This is a genomic window from Tardiphaga sp. 215_C5_N2_1 (assembly GCF_052076055.1).
In the GTDB taxonomy this organism is placed as follows: Bacteria; Pseudomonadota; Alphaproteobacteria; order Rhizobiales; family Xanthobacteraceae; genus Tardiphaga; species Tardiphaga robiniae.
This window is the reverse complement of record NZ_CP197240.1, coordinates 21830-34068: the sequence shown is the minus strand read 5'-3', so window position 1 is coordinate 34068 and position 12239 is coordinate 21830. Positions and strand designations below refer to the sequence as shown.

Below are 12239 nucleotides of genomic sequence, written 5' to 3'. Positions count from 1 at the left end.
ATGCCGTCAGATCGCGCAGGATAGCGGCGCATTCAAGACAATTCCGGAAAAAAGCTTCCCATTTCGGTCATATTCGCGAGATCACACGCCGGCGTGGCTATCTTGCCTCACCCCCGCTGAAATCACTGCTCAGGAATGCGTCCTCAGTTGTGCATCTCACTTTTTAACAAACGGTTCCTGAGGCCGTGCGTTATCCTCAAATGGTCCTGATTCGCGACGCTTTGGCGGCAGCCGATTCTGCGGAACGGGCCGCTTCCAGTGTTGTCACCGCGTCCCCGTCGTTCGAAAGCCTTCCACGGTCTGTCCGAAGGCGGAACTGCCATTCATGCTTCCGGGTTTCCGATTTCTGTTCGCAGCCGTCCTGCTCACAGTCTCGTTGGTGGTCTTCGGCCTTGGCGCCGCAGCCCTGCTGCGCTCTGCCCATCAGGAATTCGCGACCATTCCGACCAGGCGCGCGGCGCCGACCGTCTTTGCGCAGCCGCCCGTCGAAGCTCCGCCGACATTGGCCATGCTGCGCGTCGAGGCACCAGCCCCCACCCCTGAGACTGTCGCGCCGCCAGTGGTCTCTGCGACATCGGCGGCAGAACCAGTGCCCCCCATCGCGGCTCCTGCGGAGCCGGAAAAGGTCGCCTTACCCGAGACCGCGGTGCCCCCGTCGACGCCGGCCGCACCGGCTATCGAGATGACTGCCCCGGTGGCGGCGACGCCGAAGCCTGAAGTTGCAACGAAGTCGGAAGCAACGAAGATCGAAGAACGGGAACCTCTAACGACGGTTGCCGTCGCACCAGCGACCTCCGTCGAACCAGTTGCTGCCCCTCCTCCCGAGCCTGCCGCCGTTCCGGCACCAGCCGCCGCAGTAGAGGTCGTAGCGGGGCCACAACAGACGGCCACGCTGACCGACGATGACGCAAAATTGTCTTCGACGAAAATTGCGATGCTGGGCGGACCGCCCATCGATACCGAGTCAGTTCCACTGCCGAAAGCGAAGCCTGCTGCAGAGCCCGCCAAGAAGATCGTGAAGAAGCGCATCGTCGTCAAAAAGCGGCGTGTGGCCGCCAAGCCTATCGCGGCCGCTGCGCCACAGCCAACTGACCCGTTCGGATTGCCGGTCGCGCGCTGACCTCGACCCCGGTTACGCCGGTCCGGTCGCGACGGGCGGACCGTCGGGCTGCCCCCATTCCGACCACGAGCCGTCATAGAGCGCTGAACCGCGCACGCCGAGACGATAGAGCGCCAGCGTCAACACCGCCGCAGATACGCCCGAGCCACATGTGGTGACGATGGGCTTGTCGAGATCGAGCCCCGTGCCGGTGAAGGCTGCGCGCAACTCTTCAAGCGACTTCATCGTGCCGGTCGCAGCATCGAACAGCAGGTTGTAAGGCAGGTTGCGGCTGGCGGGGATGTGACCGGAGCGAATGCCGGCGCGCGGTTCAGGGACACTTCCCTCAAAGCGATTGGCGGCACGCGCATCGATCAATTGCTCTTTGCGCGAATCCAGATTGGCAACGACCTGCGCCTTGCTGCGGATGTACGACTTGTCGAGCGCGGCGCTGAAAGCGCCAGGCTTCGGTGACGACTTTCCGGTTTCCGTCGCGCGACCTTCGGCCTTCCACTTCTTCAGCCCGCCATCGAGCACCTTCACATTGACGTGGCCGTAAGAGAGGAACATCCACCACGCCCGCGGCGCCGCGACCCAGCCACCCGCATCATAGGCGACGACCGTATCATCGGAGGAAATGCCGAGCGCACCGACATCGCGCGCAAACTGGTCGGCAGCCGGATACATGTGCGGCAGCGACACAGAGTGATCGGAGACCGCATCGACATCGAAGAACACCGCGCCGGGAATGTGTGCCGCCAGATAGTCATCGACCGGCAGCGGCAGCACGCCTGGCATCTTGAACGACGCATCGATGACCTTCACCTTGGGATCGCCGAGATGCGCGGCGAGCCATTCGGTCGAGACGAGAGGATCGGTGGATGTCATGCACAAGTGCCCTTTTATTTTGAAACACCGTCATGGCCGGGCTTGTCCCGGCCATCCACGTCTTCACTCGCAGCAAGACGTGGATACCCCGCATTCGCCGGGCATGACGGCCGAGAGTTACGATTACTTCGACGCCTTCGGCTCGACCTTCTCGACCGCGCCGCCCGCATTGCGCCAGGCGGTGAAGCCACCGCCCAGATGCGCCACCGGCTTCAGGCCCATATCGGCTGCAGTCTTGGCCGCCAGCGCCGAGCGCCAGCCACTGGCGCAATGGAAAATGAATTTCTTGTCTTCCTGGAAGATCGGCTTGCCATAGGGACTTTCCGGATCGATCCAGAATTCCAGCATGCCGCGGGTGCAGGAGAACGAGCCCGGGATCTTGCCTTCGCGCTCGATCTCGCGGGGATCGCGGATATCGACGATAACGACATCCGGGCTTTCCGCCGCTTTCATTACGTCCTCGACGCTCATGGTCTCGATCTGCGCGTTGGCTTCGTCGAGCAGCGCCTTGTAGCCGCGGGTAATCGTCTGCGTCATGCTTTTCGCACCAGTTCCTTCATTGCACCTTCGAGACCTTCAATCGTCAGCGGATACATCCGTTCCGAGAACAGCCGCCGAATGATGGTCGTGGACTCCGAGTAGTCCCAGTGCCGCTTGGCGACGGGATTGAGCCACACCGCATTCGGATAGGTCTGCGTGATGCGCTCCAGCCAGACCGAGCCGGACTCTTCGTTCACATGTTCGACCGAACCGCCGGGCACCATGATCTCGTAAGGCGACATCGAGGCGTCGCCGACGAACACTATCTTGTAGTCATGGGCATATTTGTGCAGCACGTCCCAGGTCGGCGTGCGGTCCGTGAAGCGGCGTCTGTTCTGCTTCCACACGCCTTCATAGAGGCAGTTGTGGAAGTAGAAATACTCCATGTGCTTGAATTCGCTCTTTGCCGCCGAGAACAGCTCCTCAACCTGCTCGATATGCGAATCCATGGATCCGCCGATATCGAAGAACACCAGCACCTTGACCGCGTTGCGCCGTTCCGGCCGCATATGGACGTCGAGATAGCCGTGATTGGCGGTCTCCCGAATCGTGGTGTCGAGATCGAGCTCATCGGGCGCGCCGGTGCGGGCAAACTTGCGCAGACGGCGTAGCGCCACCTTGATGTTGCGGATGCCAAGCTCGACATTGCCGTCGAGATCCTTGAACTCGCGTTTGTCCCAGACCTTCACCGCGCGCCGGTGGCGGCTCTTCTCCTGTCCGATGCGGATCCCTTCAGGATTGTAGCCTTCGGCGCCAAACGGTGAGGTCCCGGCGGTGCCGATCCATTTGTTGCCGCCCTGATGGCGTTCCTTCTGCTCCTCAAGGCGCTTCCGCAGGGTTTCCATGAGCTTGTCCCAGCCCATGGCCTCGATCTGCTTCTTCTCTTCCTCGGTGAGATATTTCTCGGCGAGCTTCTTCAGCCACTCGGCCGGAATCTCCGCCTTTTCCATAGCGTCGAGCAGGCTCTCAAGCCCCTTGAAGACCGTCCCGAACACCCGATCGAACTTGTCGAGATTGCGCTCGTCCTTCACCAGCGCTGCACGGGACAGATAGTAGAAATTCTCTACCGACTGATCCGCTAGGTCGGCGTCGAGAGCCTCCATCAGCGTGAGATATTCGCGCAGGGTCACGGGGACCTGCGCATCGCGCAGCGATGTGAAGAATTGCAAGAACATGATTGACAGATTGCCCGACCACCCGCGTCCGTCAAGGGCCGGATGCGGTAGAAGGTTACACGGCTCCGTGGTGCGCCATCGCGGCGCATATCCGGAATAAGCGAGATTTGTCAGTCAAACCGGGGCGAATTCCGCTCCGCGGCATGGTGAAGCAATCGTTGTCAGATTGCAGGTATTTGTTTCAACAATTCCGGCGTCAGTAACCACGCAGCGCGGTGTCCCGCCATCGGCGGGCATTCTTAGCTATCGTGAAAGCAACGACGGCCATGGTGATGGCCTGTTTTGCTGTCAACATTGAAACGAATGACCGTACCCACGACACTGACCAGCAGTTCGCCGAGCCGACTCTCCGCGCCGGGTGTGATCGTCACGCTGTTCGTGCTGGCGATGAGCGCGTGCGTGCTCGGGCTTGTCGTCTGGAAGGCGCTCGATGCCCGCCAGACCGTATTGGCGCAAAGCGAAACCGACAGTCGAAACCTCGCACATTCGCTGGTCGAACATGCTTCGCGCTCGATACAGGCCATCGACATCGCCATGAGCGGGATGGCGGATCTGCTGAAGTACCAAAACCCGCAGCCGGATCGCTTCAACACGTTTCTGGCCAACACGGCGAATGCACTGCCACAGCTGCGCGAAATCGGTGTATTCGATACGCTTGGGAACTGGCGCTATTCCTCGCTGCCGGAAACGCCAACGCACAATAATTCCGACCGCGACTATTTCATTTATCATCGCGACCACACCGACTCCAATATCAGGATCAACGCCCCCATCACGTCGCGGCTAACCGGCCGTACATCAATCATCCTGTCGAAGCGGATCGACGACGGCCCCGACGGCAGCTTCAAAGGTGTACTGACGGGCGCGATCGACAACCAGTACTTCAGCGATTTCTACAAAACATTCCAGATCGGCGAGAGCGGCGGCATCAGCCTGATCCGAAGCGACGGCATACTGCTGATTCACTGGCCATCGATGGAAATTGGGAAGGACCTCTCCGGAACTCAGCTCATTCAGACCCGTCTGAAACAGAGTCTGGCAGGCTTCTACAAGATCGATTCGCCGTTCGACGGCATCACCAAATATTTCAGCTACGAGCAAACCACGCAGTATCCGCTGATCGTCACAGTCGCGATTCCGGAAGATCAGGTGTTGGCGATATGGAAGAGCAATCTGCTCTCCGACGTTATCGTTGCTTCAGTCCTGCTCTGCACCGTGATCCTGCTCGCCGCCCTGCTATCGACCCAGTTTCGCTTCCGGCTCAACATGGAACACGCGCTCCGCGAGCGCGAGTCCCGCTATCGCCTGCTCGCCGACAACATCGCCGATGTTATTATCCTGCTCGATCGCTTTGGAAATATCGTCTTCGTCTCGCATTCGGTCGAATTCGTTTTGGGGCATAATCCGAAAGATCTGCTCGGGCGCTCCTGCTTCGAACTGGTGCACCCGGAGGATGTGGAAGCCGTGAAGGCGGCCAGCGCGCAATTGAAAGATCTCACAGCGAACCGCACCGTGATTTTTCGAACTTATCGTGACGACCATTCACTCGCTTGGGTGGAGGTTAACTTCAAACTGGCCACCCGCGAGATCGATCGCGACAAGGTCGAAATCGTAGGCGTGCTGCGCGACGTCACCCTTCGAAAAAGCATGCAGGACGAGTTGACGTCGTTGAATACAAAGCTCGCAGAACTCGCGACCACTGACGGGCTGACGGGGCTCGCCAACCGCCGCACACTCGACGGCTTTCTGCGCCGCGTCTTTGAGCAGCACGACGAGATGTCGGTGCTTTTGATCGATGTCGACAACTTCAAGGGCTATAATGACAGCAACGGCCACCAGGCCGGCGACGAATGCCTCAAACGCGTCGCGGCCGTCATTGCCGATGCCACGATCAATACGCCGGCATTGTCCGCACGTTATGGCGGCGAGGAGTTCGCCATCGTTTTGCCGGACGTATCCGAGGCCGATGCGATCACTATCGCGGAAGCCCTGCGTCTTCGAGTCAGGGCATTGGAGATTCCAAATATGGCATCAACCCGCGGCCACCTGTCGATCAGCGTCGGCGTCGCCAGCCGGAACAGCCTGACCTCGAACGAAGCCGTCCTGGTCGGCGAGGCCGATCTGGCGCTTTACGAGGCCAAACGACGTGGTCGAGATTGCGTTGTCGCCAATTCGGCGCTGCAACGCGAATATTTCAGCGCGGGCTTTTCGCACAACGGCTGATCCGCCAATTGCCGCCAGACCGTCTGGCTTTTCCCCGCCATGATATGTTCTTCGTCATCGCAAAAGGTCCCGCGAAGTGCCCGGAATGGTGGCTGGACCTGACCAATAATTCAATTAAACTTCGCCCGGAAACGTGCCGGCTGGCCAAATTGGCCGACGGCTGATGATCACAACAGGAATGGCGCGTCACTTGATGTCGCCCGCGAAGGATTGATCCATGGGAATTCTCGCAGCATTGCTGATCGGCGCCATTGCTGGCTGGCTGGCCGGGTTGATCGTTCGTGGCGCCGGCTTCGGCCTGCTCGGCAATATCGTCATCGGCATCATCGGCGCACTGGTCGCTGGCTGGCTGCTGCCGCGCCTGGGTGTGAGCCTTGGCGTTGGGGCGATCCGCGACATCATCAACGCCACCATCGGCGCGGTGATCGTGCTCGTCATCCTGTCGCTGATCCGGCGCTGACGTCGCATCTCCTCACTCTGCGATCGCCTACCGCGATTCCCATCATTTTCGGCGGCGCGCGTCCGCGCGACAAGAAGAACAAGGCAAAGTCTCCATGAAATTTACCGGCACCGAAAACTATGTCGCGACCGATGATCTCAAGGTCGCGGTCAATGCCGCTATCGTGCTCGAACGCCCGCTGCTGGTGAAGGGCGAGCCGGGCACTGGCAAGACCGTACTGGCCGAAGAAGTCGCCAAGGCGCTGGGCGCACCGCTGCTGACCTGGCACATCAAGTCGACCACAAAGGCGCAGCAGGGCCTCTACGAATACGATGCCGTCTCGCGCCTGCGCGACAGCCAGCTCGGCGATCCCCGCGTTTCAGATATCGGCAACTACATCAAGCGCGGCAAGCTGTGGGAAGCTTTCACCCATGCAGAGCGACCGGTGCTGCTGATCGACGAAATCGACAAGGCTGACATCGAATTCCCGAACGACCTTCTGCTTGAGCTCGACCGCATGGAATTCCATGTTTACGAGACCGGCGAGACCATCAAGGCGGCAAAGCGCCCGATCGTGATGATCACATCGAACAACGAGAAGGAATTGCCCGACGCGTTTCTGCGCCGTTGCTTCTTCCACTACATCAAGTTCCCCGACATCGACACCATGAACCAGATCGTCGAGGTCCACTTCCCCGGCATCAAGCATCGCCTCGTCGCCGAAGCGATGCGTATTTTCTTCGAGGTGCGCGACGTGCCCGGCCTCAAGAAGAAGCCATCGACGTCGGAACTGCTCGACTGGCTGAAGCTGCTGGTCAATGAGGACATGTCACCGGAGACGCTGCGGGAGCGCGACCCGCGCAAGCTGATCCCGCCGCTGCATGGTGCGCTGTTGAAGAACGAGCAGGACGTGCACCTGTTCGAGCGGCTGGCGTTTTTGAACAGACGGGAAGTCTGATCCACCATCGAGGTATACAGCCTTCACGGAAAACCGCCCTTAGGGGCGGTTTTTTAATACCTATTCTGCAAGTAATGGACAAATTCAGTATACATAAATCGGTTCTCATCTCCACTTTATTGGGATATCGTCCCTTCAAACGCCCGCTCTGTATACAGACAGGACTCAAGAACTGCGCCATGGAGGAATACGATGCCCGCTTCATTCCCGCTGAACGCCTGGTACGCCGCCGCCTGGGATGCCGACATCAAGCACCAGCTTTTCCCGCGCACGATCTGCGGCAAGCATGTGGTGATCTATCGACGCTCCGATGGCGGCGTCAGCGCGCTGGAGGATGCCTGCTGGCACCGGCTGGTGCCGCTGTCCAAGGGACGCCTCGAGGGCGACACTGTGGTCTGCGGCTATCACGGCCTGAAATACAACGCGCAGGGCCGCTGCACCTTCATGCCCTCGCAGGAGACCATCAATCCCTCCGCCTGCGTGCGCTCCTATCCCGTGGTCGAGCGGCATCGCTTCATCTGGCTGTGGATGGGCGACCCGGCGCTGGCAGATCCGGCACTAGTGCCGGACATGCACTGGAATGACGATCCGGAATGGGCCGGCGACGGCAAGACGATTCACGCGAAGTGCGACTACCGCCTCGTGGTCGACAATCTGATGGATCTCACCCACGAGACTTTCGTGCACGGCTCCAGCATCGGCCAGGACGACGTCGCTGAATCTCCTTTCGATGTCACCCACGGCGACAAGACCGTGACGGTGACGCGCTGGATGAAGGGCATCGAAGCGCCGCCATTCTGGGCCGCGCAGTTGCGCAAGCCCGGCCCCGTCGATCGCTGGCAGATCATCCACTTCCAGGCGCCGAGCACAGTGAATATCGACGTTGGCGTGGCTCCCGCCGGCACCGGCGCGCCGGAAGGCGATCGTTCGCAGGGCGTCAACGGCTTCGTGCTCAATACGATGACGCCCGAGACGGAGACCACGTGCCACTATTTCTGGGCCTTCGTCCGCAACCACCGCATCACCGAGCAGAAGATCACCACGGAAATTCGCGAAGGCGTCGCGGGTATTTTCCGCGAGGACGAGATCATTCTCGAAGCGCAGCAGAAGGCGATGAACGAGAATCCGGACCGCGTATTCTACAACCTCAATATCGATGCCGGTGCCATGTGGTGCCGGCGGGTGATCGACCGCATGGTGGCGAAGGAAACTACGCCCAAACTGCAGGCGGCAGAGTAAAATCATGAGCGAACGCGATACCGAACGCTCCGTCTCGCAGACCGTCCGTGCGCAGCTGGCACTGCGCGACATGATCCTGTCCGGGACGCTGCGCCCGGGCGAGCGCATCAGCGAATTGCAGGCTGTCGATATCACCGGCGTCTCGCGCACGCCGGTACGGCTGGCGCTAGTGCGACTGGAAGATGAGGGCCTGCTGCAGGCAATCCCGTCCGGCGGCTTCATGGTGAAGGCGTTTTCCGAGCGCGATATTCTCGACTCCATTGAGCTGCGCGGCACGCTGGAAGGCCTTGCGGCGCGCTTCGCAGCCGAGCGCGGCGCCAGCGCGCGCAATCTCGAACCGTTGAAGGAATGCCTGTCCGATCTGGATCAGTTGGTGCGCCAGGATCCGATCTCGGTCGAGGCCTTTTCAGCCTATGTGACGATGAACGCCCGTTTCCATGCGCTGCTGACTGACCTTTCCGGCAGCGCGCCGGTGATCCGACAGATAGATCGTGTTTCGGCGATGCCCTTTGCCTCGCCCAGCGCCTTCGTGATGGCGCAGTCAGCGCTGCCGGAAGCGCACAACATCCTGCTGATCGGCCAGGAACATCACCGCATCGTCGTCGACGCCATCGAGAATCGCGAAGGTGCGCGCGCCGAGGCGATCATGCGTGAGCACGCGCGGCTTGCCGTGCGCAATCTGCGGCTGGCACTGCGCAATCGCAATCATCTCGATCTGCTGCCTGCACTGGCATTGCTGACCTCGACACCGGCGGATTGACGGAGACCTTTCATGCGTTTTGCAGAACACTGGATGGGATGCCGCGTCGAGGCCACGCGCAATGTGGCGCCGAACATTCGCGAGATCACGCTGAAGCCGGATACACCGCTGCCGTCCTACCCTCTCGGCAGCCACATCAATGTCAGCCTCCTGATCGACGGCCAGCCACAGACGCGATCCTATTCGCTGGTGGGAGAACGCGTGACCGATGTGCTGCGCATTGCGGTGCGGCTGGCGCCGGATAGTCGCGGCGGCTCCAAAGCCATGTGGGCGCTGCAGGTCGGGGCGCGGCTGGAAATCTCCAGCCCGTCATCGCTCTACGATATCGACTGGAATCGTGGGACATACTGCCTGATCGCCGGCGGCATCGGCATCACGCCGATCACCGGCATTGCCGCGGCGCTCCACAGCAAAGCCATCGACCTGCAGCTGCATTATGCGGTGAAGGCTCGCAGCGAAGCCGCCTATCTCGATGAACTATCGACGCTGCTCGGCGACCGCCTGACGGTGCACGCCAGCCATGAAGGCGCACGACTGGATTTCGCCGCGACCTTTGCTGCCTTGCCTCACGATGCCATTGTCGTCCTCTGCGGCCCGATGCGGATGCTGGAAGCAGCCCGGCGCGAATGGAACGCTGCCGGGCGCGCGCCCGCTGATCTGCGCTATGAAACATTCGGCTCCAGCGGTCTCCTGCCAACTACGGAATTTCGCGTTCGGTTGAAAGGCAGCGGCGCGGAGATCGTAGTGCCGCAAAGCCGCTCGATGCTGGCAGCGCTCAACGAGGCCGGCTTCGAGGTGATGTCGGACTGCGAACGCGGCGAATGCGGGGTCTGCGCCATCGACGTTCTCGCCGTCGACGGCGAAATCGATCATCGCGACGTCTTCTTCAGCGATCACCAGAAGAGCGGCAATACGAAGATCTGTCCCTGCGTCTCGCGCGTCGTCGGCACGGTGACAGTGGATACGTTGTATCAGCCGGACGCAGTCTGACCGTCAGCGTTCACCGCGCAGCGACGCAATCATCGACATGATCGCGAGCAGGATGACCACGGCGCCATAGACGTAGGCCACGACGGCCAGTCCGGCATATGGCACAGCCACACCTGCAGCGAGTGCCGGCAGGCTGAAGGCCAGATAGGACAATACATAGAACGCCGCCAGCAAACCGGCGCGCTGATGCGCCTCGGCGGTCGGCAGCAGCGTGCTCAGCGAGCCGGCGAAGGACGCGCCAAAGCCGAAACCTGCGATCACCGAACCGGCAAACAGCATCGCAACGCTGTGCTGCCAGATGCCGAGCAGCGAGACGAGGACGCCCAGCGACAGTGCGGCCGTGCCAATCACCAGCAACCGCTGCGCCGGAAGCTGCCGAAGGGCGGCCACGGTCAGTGCTGCAGCGAGCATCAGGGTCGCGACCACGACGCCGCCGACCCAAGGCGCGGAGACGCCCATCGTTGTCGCGACCACCGTGGGCATCAAGGACAGACTGAAGCCGCCCAACGCCCATGTGGCGACGGTGGCCGGTGCAACGCGCAGCAGCGCGGCGCGCGATTGGCTGGGCACGCGCACATGCGGCCGCAGCGAGGCCAGCGCGCCCGATTTGCGCGACACGGTCTCGGGCATCACGAACAGCAGCACGATCATCACGGCCGTCAGCGCGAATAGAACCTCATAGACCAGATGCAGCGGATCGGGCGCGAAGGTGACGAGCGCCGCCGCGCCAAGCGCGCCGACCATCAGGCCAAGAAAGGCGGTCACGCTGTTGAGGAGCGGTCCGCGCTTGCGGTCAGTATCGAGGATCGCAGCGCCCAATGCCGTTGTCGCCGTGCCGACGCACAGGCCCTGCACGGCACGCGCGAGGATCAATTGCCCGACATCACTGGCATAGGAGAACAGCACCATCGCGATGGCATTGAGCAGCAGACCGCCGAGAATGACCGGACGGCGTCCGATATAATCGGACAGGCCGCCGACCGTCAGCAACGCCACCAGCAGGCTGATCGCATAGACCGCGAATACCAGCGTGATCATCAGCGGCGAGAGATGCATCGACTGCTGGTAGAGCCGGTACAGCGGCGTCACCGCGCTGCTGCTGGCCGCGACCAGCGCGGCCCCGGCAAAACTGAATGCCGTCATGGCCGATGGCTTCAACACCCAACCGGCTCTGGCGGGTGATGCTTGAGCATTGGAAACACACGTCTTTTCGGCGCTGCCTTGCATGGCTCGTTCCTAAAAGCTAAGTAATTGCATTAGGCATCTAGGTCGCCCGAGAGCTTAATGCAAATATTTTGCGTTAAGAATCTCAGTTTTTCGCACAGGTGCGACCGTGGGAGAACGATGTGACGGTGAAGGAACGGGTCCGGATCGGTGGACGCAGCGCGCGGATACAAAGCGCCGTGCATGATGCTGTCCGCAAATTGGGGGCTCTTTCCACCCGAAACCAGATCACCGTGCCACAGATCGCTGCCGAGGCTGGCGTGACGCCATCGACCATCTATCGGCGCTGGGGCGATCTCTCCGCGCTGCTCGCCGACGTCGCCGTGGCGCGGCTGCGGCCGATCGCGGATCCTGACGACACTGGCGCGGTCGAAACCGATCTGCGCGCCTTCATCGAGCAATATGCCGAAGAGATGTCATCTCCGGTCGGCCAGGCCTTGATGCGGGACGTGCTGTCGGCCCTCAAGGAGGGACTGCCCAGCGCCTGCGCAGGCTTCACCTGTGATCACCTCACCACCATCAACGCGCGTGCCAAAGCGCGCGGCGAGACGCCGTTCGATATCGACGAGGTGATCGACCATGTGGTGGCGCCGATCATCTATCGCGCGCTGTTCAGCGAACAAATACCGACATCCGATTATTGCAATCGCCTGATTGACCGGATTTATCCGCCTGCCCGCAAGCGACGTGCTGCCAGTTGATCG

12 protein-coding genes are annotated in these 12239 nt (G+C 61.2%); 8 read left to right on the top strand and 4 right to left on the bottom strand.

Annotation, left to right across the window (positions count from 1 at the left end):
* The first annotated feature begins 325 nt into the window (after positions 1–325).
* Positions 326–1120 carry a hypothetical protein gene (locus AB7828_RS00170; protein WP_439062626.1) on the top strand — a complete coding sequence of 265 codons (795 nt, stop codon included), beginning with the start codon at positions 326–328 and terminating at the stop codon, positions 1118–1120.
* Positions 1121–1132: 12 nt separating this feature from the next.
* Here AB7828_RS00170 and sseA read toward each other — a convergent pair whose 3' ends face one another.
* The 3 genes from sseA to AB7828_RS00155 form a co-directional block, all read right to left on the bottom strand.
* Positions 1133–1987 carry a 3-mercaptopyruvate sulfurtransferase gene (gene sseA, locus AB7828_RS00165; RefSeq protein WP_441229042.1) on the bottom strand — a complete coding sequence of 285 codons (855 nt, stop codon included), beginning with the start codon at positions 1985–1987 and terminating at the stop codon, positions 1133–1135.
* Between the two features lie 123 nt (positions 1988–2110).
* Positions 2111–2524, bottom strand: coding sequence for a rhodanese-like domain-containing protein (locus AB7828_RS00160; RefSeq protein WP_068732221.1), 414 nt, complete (start codon positions 2522–2524; stop codon positions 2111–2113).
* Positions 2521–3702, bottom strand: a complete 1182-nt coding sequence (locus AB7828_RS00155; protein ID WP_441229041.1) for a vWA domain-containing protein — start codon at positions 3700–3702, stop codon at positions 2521–2523. The genes AB7828_RS00160 and AB7828_RS00155 overlap by 4 nt, the downstream gene beginning before the upstream one ends.
* A gap of 303 nt (positions 3703–4005) precedes the next feature.
* Between AB7828_RS00155 and AB7828_RS00150 the strand changes: the two genes are divergently transcribed.
* The 6 genes from AB7828_RS00150 (at position 4006) to AB7828_RS00125 (ending at position 10311) form a co-directional block, all read left to right on the top strand.
* Positions 4006–5925, top strand: a complete 1920-nt coding sequence (locus tag AB7828_RS00150; RefSeq protein ID WP_441229040.1) for a diguanylate cyclase — start codon at positions 4006–4008, stop codon at positions 5923–5925.
* A 217-nt stretch (positions 5926–6142) separates the two neighbouring features.
* A complete protein-coding gene (locus AB7828_RS00145) occupies positions 6143–6385 on the top strand; it encodes a GlsB/YeaQ/YmgE family stress response membrane protein (protein WP_068732215.1) in 243 nt (80 codons plus the stop codon).
* 94 nt (positions 6386–6479) lie between these two features.
* Positions 6480–7322 carry an AAA family ATPase gene (locus AB7828_RS00140; protein WP_441229039.1) on the top strand — a complete coding sequence of 281 codons (843 nt, stop codon included), beginning with the start codon at positions 6480–6482 and terminating at the stop codon, positions 7320–7322.
* A 192-nt stretch (positions 7323–7514) separates the two neighbouring features.
* Positions 7515–8561: an aromatic ring-hydroxylating dioxygenase subunit alpha gene (locus tag AB7828_RS00135; RefSeq protein ID WP_441229038.1), complete on the top strand. Its 1047-nt coding sequence runs from the start codon at positions 7515–7517 to the stop codon at positions 8559–8561.
* 4 nt (positions 8562–8565) lie between these two features.
* Positions 8566–9321: a GntR family transcriptional regulator gene (locus AB7828_RS00130; protein WP_315841272.1), complete on the top strand. Its 756-nt coding sequence runs from the start codon at positions 8566–8568 to the stop codon at positions 9319–9321.
* Positions 9322–9333: 12 nt separating this feature from the next.
* Complete coding sequence (locus tag AB7828_RS00125; RefSeq protein WP_441229037.1) at positions 9334–10311, top strand: PDR/VanB family oxidoreductase; 978 nt, start codon at positions 9334–9336, stop codon at positions 10309–10311.
* 3 nt (positions 10312–10314) lie between these two features.
* On the opposite strand, the gene AB7828_RS00120 is transcribed toward AB7828_RS00125, so the two are convergent.
* Positions 10315–11454 (bottom strand): MFS transporter, encoded by a 1140-nt coding sequence (locus AB7828_RS00120; RefSeq protein ID WP_068732205.1) that lies wholly within the window; start codon positions 11452–11454, stop codon positions 10315–10317.
* Between the two features lie 203 nt (positions 11455–11657).
* On the opposite strand from AB7828_RS00120, the gene AB7828_RS00115 reads away from it, so the two are divergent.
* Positions 11658–12236, top strand: a complete 579-nt coding sequence (locus AB7828_RS00115) for a TetR/AcrR family transcriptional regulator (protein ID WP_120288998.1) — start codon at positions 11658–11660, stop codon at positions 12234–12236.
* Positions 12237–12239: the final 3 nt, after the last annotated feature.